Here is a 14,765-nt window from a genome sequence, read left to right on the forward strand (position 1 = left end):
ACCGCTCAGCCCTGCTGCCGCAGCAGCGTGTCACAGGCCTTGACAGCGTTGTCCAGTGCCGTCTTGGGGCTCTGCTTGCCCTGCAGCGCCTTGGCGATCTCGTTGCGCAGCGCCGTCTTCATCTGCTCGCTGAACAGGACCGGCGTGTAGTTGACCGCGTTCTTCAGGGACTTGGCGGCGGCGACCCGCACGCGCGTCTCGTCCGTGCCGTCCTCCTTGGTGAAGTACGGGTCGTCCAGCGAGCCCGCGGTGCTCGGGAAGATCGCGACCTTCTTGGCGAAGGACATCTGGTTCTCGGCGTCGGTGACGAAGTGCGCGAAGGCGACCGCGGCCGGGGTGTGCTTGGTCCGGGCGTTGACCATCACGCCCATCACGTACATGTTCACCTTGCCGGTGCTGGTGATCTGGTCCGTGATGCCGATGTTCTTGTACAGGTTCGGCGCCTGCTTCTTGAAGTTGCCGAGGTCCAGTGCGCTGCCGGGGTTCATCGCGACGGCGCCGGTCAGGAACTTCTTGCCGGACGACTCGGGGGTGGCGGTGAGCGCCTGCGGATCGAGCGCCTTGGCGTCGTACAACTCCTTGTACTTGGTGAGTAGTTGTACGCCCTTGGCGTCGTTGAAGGAGAACGCGCTGCCCTCCTTGTTCATCAGCTCGACGCCATAGCGGCCGAAGTCCTCGATGGTTGGCACGTTGGCGAGGGTGGCGACCTTGCCGTCGCTCTTGTCCGCCAGGCGGAGGGCGTCCGTGAAGAGTTCGTCGTACGTCGTCGGCGGCTGGGCCGCGTCGAGGCCCGCCTTCTCGAAGAGCGACTTGTTGTAGAACAGCGGCCCGGTGTTGAGGTACCAGGGGAAGGCGTAGGTGCCGGTCATGCCCGGCACCTGGTGGCCGGCCCAGGCTCCCGCCAGGTACTCCTTCTTGTCCCGGGCGGCCGACTTGTCGAGGTCGAGGGCGAGTCCGGCCTTGGCGAGCGGGGCGACGAGGTCGGGAGAGACGTTCACGACGTCGGGCAGGGTGCCGCCCGCCGCGTCGGCGCTGATCTTGTCGGCGTAGCCCTCTGCGGGCTGGTCGATCCACTTCACGTGCGTACCGGGGTACTTCTTCTCGAAGTCGGCGACGACACCCTCGAAGTAGGGCTTGAAATTGGCCCTCAGGTTCCAGGTCTGGAAGGTGATGTCGCCCTCGATCTTGCCGGAGGCGTCCGTCGAGCTGCCGCTGTCGCCGGAACCGCAGGCGCTCAGCGGCAGGACGAGGGCGACGGCGGCGGCGACAAGTGCTCTGCGGGGTATGGGCACGGTGACACGGCTCCCTTGCGGCGTCTGCGGGTGGTGGCGCCAGCGACCATGCCCGGCAGCCGTCGGCGAAGTCAATGGATTGGCATCCACTAAATGAATTCGCGTGACATTAGTGCAGGTCAGAGCGATTGGACAGCTCTCTTGCGCGAGATCGCTAATGCGCTTTAGGCTGTCAGGACTCAAGCGCTTTAGTACACGACCTGAAGAAATGGGGAGTCCCGTGCCAGCCAAACGGTCTCCGGCGCGGCGGCCGACGATGAAGGACATCGCGCGGCGCGCCGGAGTCTCCGAGAGCGCGGTCTCCTTCGCGCTGAACGACCGGCCCGGCGTCTCCGAGGTCACCCGCGACCGGGTCCGCCGGGTCGCCGAGCAGCTCGGCTGGCGGCCGAGCACCGCGGCGCGCCAGCTCTCCGGCGAGGGTGCGGCCACCGTCGGCCTGGTGGTGGCGCGGCCCGCCGACGCCCTGGGCGTGGACTCGTTCTTCCTCCAGCTGATCTCGGGCATCCAGGAGGTGCTGGCGGAGCGTCATCTCGGCCTGCTCTTCCAGGTGGTCGAGGACGTGGACGCCGAGTGCGCGGTGTACCGGCGCTGGTGGGCCGAGCACCGCGTGGACGGTGTGCTCGTGGTGGACCCGCGCGTCGACGATCCGCGCCCGGGGCTCCTCGACGAACTCGGCCTGCCCGCCGTGGTCATCGGCGGGGCGCCGGACGCCCTGCACCCGGGGATGTCCACCGTGTGGGCGGACGACGCGGGCGCGATGGCGGCGGTCGTCGACGCCCTGTACGGCCTGGGCCACCGCAGGATCGTGCACATCGCGGGCCTGCCGGGGCTCGCCCACACCGAGCGGCGCATCCGCACCCTGCGGGCCGAGGCGGAGCGGCGCGGCCTGCCCGAGGTCCGCTCGGTGACCACCGACTATTCGGACGCGCAGGGCGCGGCGGTCACCCGGCGTCTGCTGGAGGACGCGGAGCCGCCCAGCGCGCTCGTCTACGACAACGACGTGATGGCCCTGGCCGGTGTCGCCGCCGCGAGCGAGCTGGGGTTCTCCGTGCCGGGCGCGGTGTCGGTGGTCGCCTGGGAGGACTCGCCGCTCTGCCGCATGGTCAAGCCGTGGTTGTCCGCGCTGTCCCGGGACACGGTCGAGTTCGGCCGCACGGCGGCACAGGAGCTGACGGCGCTCCTGGACGGTGGGCCGGCGCGGACGGTGCGGGTCCCGGTTCCGCGGCTGATCGAGCGCGAGAGCACGGGACCCTGCACGGCGGGGCCGTGAAGCAATCGCCGGGACGCACGGGGGTGACGGGCGGGAGGGAGTGCCCGGTGTAGCGCGAGGGGTAGAGGACGAAGCTGTCGTGGTGCCCGACGGTGAGGACGGCGAGCCGGAATCCGCCGTCGCGCCGGGCGCGGGCCCACTGGCCGGTGTCGGGTCCCGTGGGCCGGAAGAGCTGCGGGTCCTCGTCACCGGTCCCCCGCTCCAGGCCGGTGAACGTGTTGACGCCGAAGTGCAGGAAGGCGGTGCGTTCCAGGCGCTGCCAGGCGATCTGCCGTTCGGTCGGCCGGACTTGGGAGGCCTTGCGGACCGGTTCCTCCCGGATGTCGTCGGGGCCCACCGGGATGCGGCACAGGGACTGGTCCGGCACGACGAGTGTCACGGAGGTGCCGGTCCACGCGGCGAGGGCGGTGGACGTCAGTCCGAAGCGGCGCCGGGAGACGGTCATCGGCGGAGGCTCCTCGGGTCGGTGAGTGGTCGGCTTCCGCACGGAGGGCCCCTGATGGTCACGGGCATCGAGGGGGACACCGCCCTGATTCATCGGAGGTCTGACGATCGATCGACCCCAGGTGACGGTCAACGGGGCTTTCGGCGAGCGGAGTTGCGCTAGTGATCGGATGACCCGCGGGACCACGGGAACGTCGGCCGACGCCCGCGCGAAAGCCCGACAGGGCCCCACCGAATGTCCACGGCGGACGGCTCTCGACGCGGCGGCCCCGCGCCGGGCAGAGTGCACCCCGTACACGTACTACTCACCAGTACGACATGGAGCGAGGAGCGCCCGTGACCACCTGGGTCGGCCGGACCGCCACCGAGATCGCCGCCGCCGTCCGCGAACAGCGGGTCACACCGCGCGAGGTGGTGGCCGAACACCTCGCGCGGATCGAGCGGCTCGACGGCCGGGTCGGCGCCTTCCGGACGGTACGGGCCGAGGCGGCGCTCGCGGAGGCGGACGAGCTGCTCTCCCGGGACCTCGGGCGCCTCGCCCTCGCGGGTGTGCCGGTGGCGGTGAAGGACAATCTCGCGGTGCGCGGCGAGGCGCGGCGCAACGGCTCCGCCGCGACCCCGGACACCCCCGCGGACGAGGACCACGTCACGGTGGCCCGGCTGCGCGCTGCCGGTGCCGTGGTGGTGGGACTGACGAACGTGCCCGAGCTGTGCGTGTTCGGCACCACCGAGGGGGTGCACGGCACCGCCCGGAACCCCTGGGACCTGTCCCGGACGGCGGGCGGGTCCTCCGGCGGGAGCGCCGCGGCGGTGGCCGCCGGGATGACGCCCATCGCGCTCGGCAACGACGGCATGGGGTCGCTGCGGATCCCCGCCGCGAACTGCGGCCTGGTCGCCCTGAAACCGGGCCACGGCGTGGTCCCGGCCGGGATCGGCCACGGCGACTGGTTCGGCATGTCGGAGAACGGGCCCCTGGCCACGACCGTCGAGGACACCCGCCTGATGTTCTCCGTGCTGGCCGACACCGAGCAGCCGCCGCCCGCGGAGCCCGTCACCCGCACCATCGCCGTCTCGGTGCGCAGTCCCCTGGCCGGCGTCAGGGTCACCCGACCGTATACGACCGCGGCCCGTCAGGCGGCCGCGCTGCTGTCCGAGGCGGGGCACCGGGTGCGGCCCGCGAACCCGTCGTACCCGGTCTGGCTGAGCACGACCTCGCTCGCCCACTGGACGGCGGGCACGGCGGTGGACGCCGAGGACCTCGACCCGCGCCGGCTCACCCGGCGCACTCGCGTGCACGCGGCCGTCGGGCGCCGCTTCGTGACCGGGGTCCGCACGGGGGTCCGTCGCGAGCAGCTGCGCGCGCGGCTGGCGCCGTTCTTCGCGGAGCACGACGTGCTGCTCACCCCGGCGCTGGCACGCCGGAGCCCCGCCTCCGTGGCCTGGCACGAGCGGGGCTGGCTGCGCAACATCCTGGCCAACACGGCCTATTCGCCGATGACTCCGCCGTGGAACCTCACCGGCTGGCCGGCGATGGCGGTGCCTTTCGGCACCCTGCCGAGCGGTGCCCCGTGCGCCGTACAACTCGTCGGCCGTCCCGGCTCCGAGGCGGCGCTGCTGGACGTGGCCGGACAGCTGGAGGTACTGAACCCGTGGCGGCGTACCGCGCGGCTCGACTAGCTCGACCGGGAGGTGTCCCGGGAGGAGTGTCCCGGGAGGGGTGGACTCACCCTCGTCGGAGTACACGGGAGCCGCGGCCGGTAGCCGGCCGCGGCTGTTCTGAGGGGCATGGGCGTGAACCGTGCACGCCCATGCCGTCAGCGATCGCGATGGACCGATCCCGGCGTCGGTCAGTCGACGCTGGGGAGGATGTGGGGCTCGGCGAGGTCGTCCTCGTAGCCCGCGAGGCGGATCGGGGCGGACCTGGCCCACACTTCCAGGCTGCCGAGCTTGATGTCGGCACCGCCGGCGCGCTCCGTACGTTCCTTGGGGCGCTGATCGCGATTCGTCTTCTCTGGTGTCACCGCGCACTCCTTATGTGTCGGGTCACCCTCGGGACGTGCGGTCCGGTCTGCTCCGGCCGCCTGACGTCCGCTCGGGTTTGAGTCGAAGGCAGTTAGGGACGCGGTGGCGCCGGTAACTCGGGTGAGAGCAGGCCGTGGTGACCGGCATGTCCCGGGACGGACCGTGGGTGTGGGTGGACCCCAGTAAGGCTGCCCGTCGGCTACAGGGTAACCAAATGAGCGGGCGACTGCTCGATGGGGCCGAAAACTTCGCGTTACCGTCGCGGGTCGACTCCGGCCCCATCAGGCCCCGATCTGCGGCGATTTGAAACACGATGCCCCCTTCGCCGCCACCCATTCGGCTCAATACCGACCATAGGGGAGGGCATCAGGACGTGTCAGGGGCCAGTCTGAAGTCACCAGCGGCCGACGGGCGTCGACCCTGCCGGACATCACCGGAGGCGGTTGTGCAGTTCAGGTCCCGTTGGCCGGTTCGCAAGAAGGCCATGGTCTGCTGACGGCCGGCACAGGCTTTCTCGTGGGAGGACCGACGCATGGAGCTGCGCGGCGTCGACGATCTGATGGATCTGCTGCACGCCTGCCGGGGCGCGTGGGACACGCCCGACACCCCCGGCTCCCGGCTTCGCCCGGGCGGAGGGACCCCCGTCGGCGACCCGGTCGATCTGCACGATCACGGCCTGCAGACCGCCGCGTTGCTGCGCCGGGAACGCCCCAGCGACAAGGAGCTCCAGGTCGCCGGACTGGTGCACGACCTCGGGCATCTACTGAGGCCGGGCGACGACGCCGGGCACGCCGACCACGCCGCCGCGGCGGTGCGGCCGCTGCTCGGTGACCGGGTCGCCCGTCTCGTCGAGCTGCATGTGGCGGCGAAGCGTTACCTGGCGGCCACGTCGCCGGGCCGCGGGCTGTCCCCGCAGAGCGCGCTGACGCTGATGGCCCAGGGCGGCGCGATGAGCCCGCGGGAGGTGGCCGCCTTCGAGCGGGACCCGCTGGCCGAGGACGCGGTGACCCTGCGACAGGCGGACGACGCGGGAAAGGTCGTCGGACTGGACGCCGGGGTCATGGAGGACTGGCGGCCCGTACTGGAACTGGTGGCGTCCCGCACGGCTCGCCTCGACACCGTCGACTGACGGAGTCGCGGACGGGGCGGCGAGCCGGCCGGGACGCGCGGCCCCGACCCGCCCGCAGCGCGGCCCGCCAGGACTGCGGCCCGGCGTGGGAGCGGTCCGGGCGATTCCGCCGGGGGACGGCGGTGCCGTGCGTCGACGAAGTCGGGTGCCGGCCGAGCCGTGACCCGGCGGTGCCGCCCGGCGCGCCGGTGGCGTCCGCCGGACCTGCCGACGGACGCCACCGGGACACCTCACCGAGAGCACGTCATCCGACGCGCCGCCCGTCGTTCACCACTTGCCGGGCGCGTAGTCCTTGAGGAAGACGCCGTACAGGTCCTCGCCCAGCTCGCCGCGCACGATCGGGTCGTAGACGCGGGCCGCGCCGTCGACCAGGTCGAGCGGGGCGTGGAAGCCCTCGTCGGCCAGCCGGAGCTTGTCGTAGTGCGGGCGCTCGTCGGTGATCCAGCCGGTGTCGACCGAGGTCATCAGGATGCCGTCGGTCTGGAACATCTCCTGGGCGCTGGTGCGCGTCACCATGTTCATGGCGGCCTTCGCCGCGTTCGTGTTGGGGTGGCCCGCGCCCTTGTAGCCGCGGCCGAACACGCCTTCCATCGCCGAGACGTTGACGATGTAGGAGCGCCCGGCGGACGTCGTGCGGGCTGCCTCGGCCATCTGCGGGCGCAGGGCGCTGATCAGGATGAACGGCGCCGTGTAGTTGCACAGCTGGGTCTCCAGCAGCTCCACCGGGGAGATCTGCTCGATGGTCTGCACCCAGGTGTTGCTGTCGACGACGTCCGGCAGCAGGCCGCCCGCGTCGATGGCGGTGCCGTCACGGTGCCGGACCACGCTGGCGTTGCCGGCGACCAGGGCGAGGTCGGCGACCTTCTGCGCGTCCAGGCCGGACACTCCGGCGGGCAGCGCGGTCAGTCCGTCGACGGCGCCGGAGTTGAAGGCACCGATGACGTGGCGGGCGGGCAGCTCACCGGCCGGCAGCGGGGCGCTCTCGCCCTCGACGAGCGCGGCGTAGGCGGAGGGCAGCCGCCGTACGGTCTGGGTCGCGTTGTTGATCAGGATGTCGAGCGGGCCCTGCGCTGCGATCCGTTCGGCGAGGGACACGACCTGTGCCGGGTCGCGCAGGTCGATGCCGACGACCTCCAGGCGGTGGATCCAGTCCGCCGAGTCGTCCATGGCCTTGAAGCGGCGGATCGCGTCGTGCGGGAAGCGGGTGGTGATGGTGGTGTGGGCACCGTCACGCAGCAGGCGCAGCGCGATGTACATGCCGATCTTGGCGCGGCCACCGGTGAGCAGGGCGCGCTTGCCGGTGAGGTCGGCGCGGGCGTCGCGGCGGGAGCGGTTCAGGGCGGCGCAGTCCTGGCAGAGCTGGTGATAGAAGTAGTCGACCTCGACGTAGCGGGTCTTGCAGGTGTAGCAGGAGCGCGGGCGCTGGAGTATCCCGGCGATCCTGCCCTCCTCCGTCACCGAGGACGGGAGGATGCCCTCGGTCTCGTCGTCGATGCGCTGGGCGGAGCCGGTCGCGGTGGACTCGGTGACCTGCTTGTCGTGGGCCGTCTTGGCGGCGCGGCGATCCTGGCGGCGGCGCTGCTTCACGGTCCGGTAGACGCCCGCGGTGGCGCGGCGCACGGCGATGGCGTCGGGGTGGTCGACGTCGATCTTGTCGAGTTCGTCGAGCACGCCGAGGCAGACGGCCAGCCGCTCGGGGTCGATACCGGGACCGAACGCGACGTCGGCCACCTCTGTCGTGTCCACGGCGGGGGTCGCCCGGCCGTCGTCTGTCACCGTCATCGCTGCTGCCGTTCCTCGGGTTGTGCGCCGCGTTCGAACCGCGCTCGCTTTCGAAGGCGGAATTTTACGGACCAATCGCGCGCGGCACCAAACCCGTGGTGATCATGGCGTGCAGGCGGTGATCAGTGCGCGTACCTCCTCGGTGAGCGAACGGGCCAGCAGATCGAGGTCCGGGACGGCCTCCGCGTCGGCGACCAGGCCGTAGTGGACGCTCCCCCGGTAGGTCGAGACGGCCACGGCGAGGGCCTGGCCGCGGGCCAGCGGGGCGAAGGGGTAGACCTCGGTGAGCGGGCAGCCGCCGAGCTTCAGGCCGAGGCTCGGCAGCGGGACGCTGGTGACGAGGATGTCGAAGAGCAGCCGGGCGGCCTGGCCGACGACCGGGCCGCCGAGCCGGTGTCCGAGGGGCGGCACGTGATCGGCGAGCAGCGCGACCGCGCCGGCGCCCCGGTTCGGCCCGGCGTCCTTGTTCCGGTCCATCTCCGTCCGCACGGCGCGCAGCCGGCCGAGCGGGTCGGGATCGTCGACGGGAAGCCGTATCAGGTAACCGGAGAGCCGGTTCCCCTGCGGCTGAGCGGTGCGCGGGCGGCGCCGGGAGACGGGGATGAGGGCGCGCGGGGCGACCCCCTCGCTCCCGTCGCCGCGTTCGTCGAGCCACCGGCGCAGGGCGCCGGCGACGACGGCGATCAGGACGTCGTTCACGGTGCCGCCGACGGTCTTGCGGACCCGGTGGACGTCGTCGAGGTCGATCACGACGCCGGCCGTGCGCCGGGTGCCGGTGGGTGCGGAGGTGAGGGCGGGCGAGGACTGCGCGGCGAGGGTGGCGCGGGCGACGGAGGCACCGATGTCGAGGGCCCGGCCCACGTCGGAGAGGGTGCCGCGAAGGAAGTCGGGCAGTTTGCGGACGTCCGGGAAGAGTCCGCGGGGCGGCTCGGCGGAGCGGGGGCGGGGCTCCGGGAGATCCATCGGGTCCATGATGGCCGCGGCGAGCATGAGGGCCCTGAGGCCGTCGGCGAGGGCGTGGTGGAACTTGAAGAGCACCGCGAAGGAGACCCCGTCCTCGCCGGGCAGCACGTGTGCCTCCCACGGCGGGCGTCCGCGCTCCAGCGGGCGTTCCATCAGCCGGCCGGCCTCGGCGTGGAAGTCGGCGGTCGGCGCGTGCAGCAGGACGTGGTCGAGCGGTTCGAAATCGGATGCGGGCTCGCGGGTGGCGCTGCCGAAGGTGAGCGGGGCCAGCGGCTGCCACACGTCGCGGATGCGCATGCGCAGCCCGGGCACGGCGGCCGCGCGGGCGGCCAGCAGGTCCGCCGCGTGGGCGCCGGCCGCCGGCGAGTGCGCGGCGAAGACCCCGAGGGCGCCCAGGTGCATCGGATGCCGGGCGGACTCGATGTTCCAGAAGGCCAGGTCGAGTGGTGCGAGCAAATCGGAAGTCAAAGGCTTGCTCTCGCGTCGACGACGGGTGAACCTGCAGTCAAACCCGGACCAGTGATTACGGTCAAGTACGATCAAGCTACGCACAGTTAACACCAGATTAAGTCCCGCCCCTCACGGGAGGGGCGGGACTCGGTCGCATCAGGACATGCCGGGTGTCACTTCAGGACCGGGGGCGCGGCCGAGGCCGACGTTCCCCACTCGGACGGCTCGGAGCCGACCGTGAATCCGAGGGAACGGATGTTCCTCAACTTGTCGGTCGTCAGATACGTACGGACGTACGACGAACCGTCGACGCGGGCCGCCTGGATGTAGCGGTCGGTGTCCGAGGTGCCCGGCGCCGTGACAGTGAGGGCGCCGCGCGGGTAGTAGTGCCGGTCGAGGGTGAGGTCGACCCGGTCGAAGACGGGCGTGGACAGACCCCACGTGTCGTAACCGGGCTGCACCGGGAAGATCCCGATCGAGGACAGCACGTTCCAGGCGGACATCGTGCCGAGGTCGTCGTTGCCGGTCATCCCGGTCGGCGCGTCCGTGAACAGGGTCAGCGCCGCGTGCACGACATCGGTCGTCTTCCACGGCTGCCCGGTGGACAGGTAGGTGTACGGGGCGATGAGGTCGGGCTCGTTCTGCGGGTTGTACTTGTCGGCGTTGTAGTAGGCGTACGGACCGTTGACCCAGACCTCGCGGGCGGTCTTCGCGGGGTCCTTCAGGAGCTGGTCGTAGGCGAAGAACGAGTCGAGACGGTCGTTGGCCGCCTGCTTGCCGCCGATCAGGTCCACCATGCCCGGCAGGTCCTGCGGCACGAGCCACTGGTACTGCCAGGAGGTGCCCTCGTGGAAGCCCTCGCTCTGGGCGGGGTCGGCGGGCCCGGTGAAGGCGCCGGCGGCGTCCCGGGCGCGGAAGAAGCCGGTCGAGGGGTCGTGGATCGTACGGTAGTTCTGGGCCCGCGCGAGGTAGCGCGCGGCGTCCTTGTCGTGGCCCAGATCGCGCGCCATCTCGCCGAGCATGGCGTCGGACAGCGCGTACTCCAGGGTGGCGGAGGCGCCGTGGTCGTAGTCCGAGTCGCCGGGCTTCGCGTGCGGGCGGCCCTTGATGTAGGGGGCGAAGCCGTTCGCGATGTACTCCCGGTTGGCCTCGCGGCCCAGCGCCGGGGAGTCGGCGGGCGGCACGCCGTCCGCGTTCTTCTTCAGCGCGCGGTAGGCCCGGTCCTCGTACCCCTTGAGCAGGCCCTGCTGGTAGGCGTTGGTGAGGAACGGGGTGACCGGGTCGCCGGTCATGATGTTCGTCTCGGCCGTGCCGTAGCCCCACTTGGGCAGCCAGCCGCTCTCCTCGTCGATCCTGATGACGGAGATCGCCATGTCACGCGCCTCGCGCGGCGCGAGCAGCGACAGCAACTGCGACTGGGTGCGGTAGGTGTCCCACAGCGACCAGTTCTGGTAGTACGTGAAGCCCTTCGCGCGGTGGACCTTCTGGTCCCAGCCGGTGTAGCGGCCGTCCGCGTCGCTGCCGACGTTCGGCGCCAGGAAGGAACGGTAGAGCGACGAGTAGAACGTGCGACGCAGGGTCTGCGAACCGCCCTTCACCCGTACGTCGTCGAGCCGGTCCTCCCAGGCCCGCCGGGCGGCGCCCTGGACCGCGTCGAAGGAACGGCCCCCTTCCGCCCGGAGGTTGACCGCAGCGCCGGAGGCGTCCACGTAGGAGAGCGCCGTGGTCGCCTCGACGGTGCGGTCCTCGGTGGTGTCGAAGCGCACGAAGGCACCGGTGCGCCCGGTGGTGCCCGACGTCTTCTCGGAGCCCTGCGTGACGGTGTCGCCGTTCCAGGTGCCCGAGGTGGTGAACGGCCGGTCGAAGCGGGTGATCGTGTACACCGTGTACGGCTTCGTGCCCTGGCAGAAGCCGCTGCCGGTGATCGCCGTCCGCACGGTCCGGCTGTCGAGGATCTCGACCTTGGTGGAGACGGTCTTGTGCAGCGACTGGCCCGCGTTCAGCAGCACGTTGGCCTTGTCGGTGGCCGGGAACGTGTAGCGCTGCACGCCGGTGCGCTCGGTGGCGGTCAGCTCGGCCTCGATGCCGCTCTTCAGGCCGACCTTGTAGGAACCGGGGCTCGCCGACTCGGTGTCGTGGCTGAACTCGTCCGCGTACTGCGCGTAGTCCGTCCGGGTGACGTCCCCGGTCGTGGGCAGCACGGGCAGGTCGCCGCCGAGCCCGCAGCCGACGCCGGACAGGTGGACGAGCGAGAAGCCGCGGATGTGGTTCTGCGAGTGGTCGTAGCCGGTGTTGTGCCCGGTGTCCGGCGAGAACTGCACCATGCCGAAGGGCACGGCGGCGCCGGGGTAGGTGTTGCCCTCGTTCTCCGTTCCGATGAACGGGTTGACCAGATCGGTGAGTTGGCCGTCGCGCGGCTCGGCGGCCTGTGCGGTGGGCAGGGCGAGCAGCGCGGACGCTGTCACCAGCCCGGCCGTGCACAGGCGCAGGCGCCGGGTCCATCTCATGCGGGAGACCTCCGGTGGGGTGAGCGACATCGTTGTCGTTGTCTTCTTGCATGGTCGGGTCGGGGGGCCGGCTTTCCCGGCAACCGGCGGGGATCCCCCGGGACGCGTCGCGCCCGGACGGGATGACATCGTTGTCAGCGTGCACAACGTCGTCATCCGCAGCAGTTGGCATGACAGCACGCGATTCCGCGCCCTGTCCAGGGACATGACAAGACGTGCACAGAACGGCCCCGGGCACCCGGCTCGATGAGCCGGGTGCCCGGGGCCGTCCGTGCACGCGCGGCGGCCGGGGTCCCGGGCCGCCGCCACCGGGGCGGTCAGGCATTGCCCTACGGCACGCGCTGGCCCTTGCCCAGCGCGATCACCCCGCCCTTGGAGACCGTGTAGAGGTCGGCGTCCCGCTCGGGGTTGACGCCGATCGTCGCGCCCGGCGGCACCTCGACGTTCTTGTCGAGCACGGCGCCGCGGACCACCGCGCCCCGCCCTATCTTCACGTTGTCGTGCAGGATCGAGCCCTGCACCACCGCCCCCGGATCGACGAGCACGCCCGGCGAGAGCACCGAGCGGGTCACCTGACCGCGGATCAGGGAGCCCGCGCTGATGATGGACTCGCTGGCGATGCCCCCGGCGTTGAAGCGGGCCGGCGACAGCTGACCGGAGCTGGTGTAGATGGGCCAGTTGCGGTTGAACAGGTTGAAGGCGGGCCGCTCGGCGATCAGGTCCATGTGGGCGTCGTAGTAGGCGTCGAGCGTCCCGACGTCACGCCAGTAGCCCTGGTCGCGGGTGGTCTCGCCGGGCACGTGGTTGTCGCTGAAGTCGTACAGCTGAGCCTCGCCCCGCTCGGTGAGCGCGGGGAGGATCGAACCGCCCATGTCGTGCACGGAGTTCTCGTCCTCGGCGTCCCGCTGGAGCGCCTCGATGAGGGCCTTCGTGGTGAAGATGTAGTTGCCCATCGACGCGAAGACGCACTCGGGGGCGTCCGCGAGGCCCGGCGGGTCGGCGGGCTTCTCCAGGAAGCCCCGCACGGTCTGACCGTCGGAACCGGGGCTGATGACGCCGAACGACGACGACTCGGAGCGGGGCACCCGTATGCCGGCCACCGTCACCCCCGCGCCGCCTTCGATGTGCTGCGCGAGCATCTGCCGGGGGTCCATCCGGTAGACATGGTCGGCACCGAACACCGCGACGTACTCGGGCTGTTCGTCGTGGATGAGGTTGAGCGACTGGAGGATCGCGTCCGCGCTGCCCAGGTACCAGCGGGGTCCGAGGCGCTGCTGCGCGGGGACGGGTGTCACGTAGTTGCCGAGCAGGCTCGACATCCGCCAGGTGGTGGTGATGTGCCGGTCCAGCGAGTGCGACTTGTACTGCGTGAGGACGCAGATGCGCAGGATGTCGGCGTTGACGAGATTGGAGAGTACGAAGTCCACGAGGCGGTACGTACCGCCGAAGGTCACCGCTGGTTTCGCCCGGTCCGCCGTGAGCGGCATCAACCGCTTGCCCTCACCACCCGCCAGTACGATTCCCAGCACCGAAGGTCCACCGCGCCGCATGCCGCCGCCCCTCTAAGCCCGGTCCGGCCGTCCCGGCTGTGCGGGTCCGGCCGTTGGTTCGAAAAATGCGCCTGCCCGACCACTACCCCGCTTTGAGGACTTCCTCGTACAACTGGACGGTCCTTCGGGCGACGGCGTCCCAGCCGAACTCCGACACCGCGCGCCGCCGTCCGGCCTCGCCCATGCGGCGAGCCGTCCCGGGATCGGCGATCACCGAGTCCAGGGCGGCCGTGAGCCCCGCCTCGAAGTCGTCGTCCAGGGGCACCAGAAGACCCGTCTCGCCGTCCTCCACGACCTCGGGGATGCCGCCGACGCGCGAGGCGACCACGGCGGTCCCGCAGGCCATCGCCTCCAGGTTGACGATGCCGAGCGGCTCGTACACCGAGGGGCAGGCGAACACGGCCGCGTGGGTGAGCAGTTGGATCACGTCCGGGCGGGGCAGCATCTGCGGGATCCAGTGCACGCCGTCCCGCACGGCGCTCAGCTCCTGGTACAGCTCACGGAACTCGCGGTCGATCTCCGGGGTGTCGGGGGCGCCCGCGCAGAGCACCACCTGTGCGGCCGGATCGATGTCCCGAACCGCGCGCAGGAGATGGGGCACACCCTTCTGCCGGGTGATCCGGCCGACGAACAGGACGTACGGGCGGGCGGTGTCCAGGCCGATGCGCTCCAGCACGTCGGTGCCGTGGTCGGGGCGGTAGAGGGAGGTGTCGATGCCGTTGTGCACGACGCGCACCCGGTCCGGATCCAGGTCCGGGTAGCAGCCGAGGATGTCGTCCCGCATGGCCCCGGAGACCGCGATCACGGCGTCCGCGGCCTCGATGGCCGTGCGCTCGGCCCAGCTCGACAGGGCGTAGCCGCCGCCGAGTTGCTCGGCCTTCCAGGGGCGCAGCGGTTCGAGACTGTGGGCGGTCATGACGTGCGGGATGCCGTGCAGGAGTTTGCCGAAGTGGCCCGCGAGGTTGGCGTACCAGGTGTGCGAGTGGACGAGTTCGCGGCCCTCGAGGGAGGCCGCGATCGAGAGGTCCACGGAGAAGGTGCGCAGCGCGTCGTTGGCGCCGTCGAGCGTGGGCCACGGCCGGTGGCGGACCACCCCGCCGGCACCGCCCTCGCCCCAGCAGTGCACGTCGAGATCCGTGAGGGCGCGCAACTCCCGCGCCAGGAACTCGACATGGACGCCGGCACCGCCGTACACGTCCGGCGGGTACTCCCGGGTCAGCAGGCCCACGCGCACACAGAACCCCTGTCGTAGTCGGCAGATGCCCTTCATGGTCACTCAGTTGACGCCGATGCGGAAGAGCGTGCGGGAAGTGGTTCCACCGGCTTCGGGCGGGCGGGGTGCCGGGGTGGTTCGGA

At 71.2% G+C, this 14,765-nt stretch carries 10 protein-coding genes and 1 pseudogene; 3 read left to right on the forward strand and 8 right to left on the reverse strand.

Features of this window, described 5'->3' with window-relative positions:
• Positions 1-5: 5 nt before the first annotated feature.
• Positions 6-1,292 carry an ABC transporter substrate-binding protein gene (locus tag ACIRQH_RS06015; RefSeq protein WP_404224414.1) on the reverse strand — a complete coding sequence of 429 codons (1,287 nt, stop codon included), beginning with the start codon at positions 1,290-1,292 and terminating at the stop codon, positions 6-8.
• Between the two features lie 220 nt (positions 1,293-1,512).
• Between ACIRQH_RS06015 and ACIRQH_RS06020 the strand changes: the two genes are divergently transcribed.
• Positions 1,513-2,562 carry a LacI family DNA-binding transcriptional regulator gene (locus tag ACIRQH_RS06020; protein ID WP_388871002.1) on the forward strand — a complete coding sequence of 350 codons (1,050 nt, stop codon included), beginning with the start codon at positions 1,513-1,515 and terminating at the stop codon, positions 2,560-2,562.
• 34 nt (positions 2,563-2,596) lie between these two features.
• Here the strand turns inward: ACIRQH_RS06020 and ACIRQH_RS06025 are convergent.
• Positions 2,597-3,007, reverse strand: a pseudogene (locus ACIRQH_RS06025) (alpha-1,3/4-fucosidase); the annotation flags it as partial.
• A 335-nt stretch (positions 3,008-3,342) separates the two neighbouring features.
• Between ACIRQH_RS06025 and ACIRQH_RS06030 the strand changes: the two are divergent.
• Complete coding sequence (locus ACIRQH_RS06030; RefSeq protein ID WP_388871005.1) at positions 3,343-4,683, forward strand: amidase; 1,341 nt, start codon at positions 3,343-3,345, stop codon at positions 4,681-4,683.
• 170 nt (positions 4,684-4,853) lie between these two features.
• Here the strand turns inward: ACIRQH_RS06030 and ACIRQH_RS06035 are convergent, their stop codons facing one another.
• Positions 4,854-5,027 (reverse strand): hypothetical protein, encoded by a 174-nt coding sequence (locus ACIRQH_RS06035; protein WP_355863918.1) that lies wholly within the window; start codon positions 5,025-5,027, stop codon positions 4,854-4,856.
• A 533-nt stretch (positions 5,028-5,560) separates the two neighbouring features.
• Here ACIRQH_RS06035 and ACIRQH_RS06040 point away from each other — a divergent pair.
• Entirely contained in the window at positions 5,561-6,157 is a 597-nt protein-coding gene (locus ACIRQH_RS06040) for an HD domain-containing protein (RefSeq protein WP_388871008.1), read from the forward strand.
• A 267-nt stretch (positions 6,158-6,424) separates the two neighbouring features.
• On the opposite strand, the gene ACIRQH_RS06045 is transcribed toward ACIRQH_RS06040, so the two are convergent.
• The 5 genes from ACIRQH_RS06045 to glgA form a co-directional block, all read right to left on the reverse strand.
• On the reverse strand, positions 6,425-7,939 hold the full coding sequence (locus ACIRQH_RS06045; RefSeq protein ID WP_358819816.1) for an SDR family NAD(P)-dependent oxidoreductase: 1,515 nt from the start codon (positions 7,937-7,939) through the stop codon (positions 6,425-6,427).
• Positions 7,940-8,041: 102 nt separating this feature from the next.
• A complete protein-coding gene (locus ACIRQH_RS06050; protein ID WP_404224417.1) occupies positions 8,042-9,370 on the reverse strand; it encodes a wax ester/triacylglycerol synthase family O-acyltransferase in 1,329 nt (442 codons plus the stop codon).
• 155 nt (positions 9,371-9,525) lie between these two features.
• Positions 9,526-11,859, reverse strand: a complete 2,334-nt coding sequence (locus tag ACIRQH_RS06055) for a GH92 family glycosyl hydrolase (protein ID WP_404224419.1) — start codon at positions 11,857-11,859, stop codon at positions 9,526-9,528.
• A gap of 329 nt (positions 11,860-12,188) precedes the next feature.
• Positions 12,189-13,409, reverse strand: a complete 1,221-nt coding sequence (glgC, locus tag ACIRQH_RS06060; RefSeq protein WP_355863907.1) for a glucose-1-phosphate adenylyltransferase — start codon at positions 13,407-13,409, stop codon at positions 12,189-12,191.
• A gap of 82 nt (positions 13,410-13,491) precedes the next feature.
• The gene (gene glgA / locus ACIRQH_RS06065; RefSeq protein ID WP_404224561.1) at positions 13,492-14,643 is read right to left on the reverse strand and encodes a glycogen synthase; all 1,152 of its coding nucleotides are present in this window, start codon (positions 14,641-14,643) and stop codon (positions 13,492-13,494) included.
• Positions 14,644-14,765: the final 122 nt, after the last annotated feature.

Origin of the sequence: Streptomyces sp. NPDC102279, from assembly GCF_044766365.1 — a bacterium.
Lineage (GTDB): Bacteria > Actinomycetota > Actinomycetes > Streptomycetales > Streptomycetaceae > Streptomyces.

Bases quoted from the DNA above. Each gene is read 5' to 3' on its own strand.
- ACIRQH_RS06040 (WP_388871008.1), top strand. From the start codon at position 5,561: ATGGAGCTGCGCGGCGTCGACGATCTGATGGATCTGCTGCACGCCTGC.
- glgC (WP_355863907.1), bottom strand. From the start codon at position 13,409: ATGCGGCGCGGTGGACCTTCGGTGCTGGGAATCGTACTGGCGGGTGGT.
- ACIRQH_RS06055 (WP_404224419.1), bottom strand. From the start codon at position 11,859: ATGAGATGGACCCGGCGCCTGCGCCTGTGCACGGCCGGGCTGGTGACA.
- ACIRQH_RS06045 (WP_358819816.1), bottom strand. From the start codon at position 7,939: ATGACGGTGACAGACGACGGCCGGGCGACCCCCGCCGTGGACACGACA.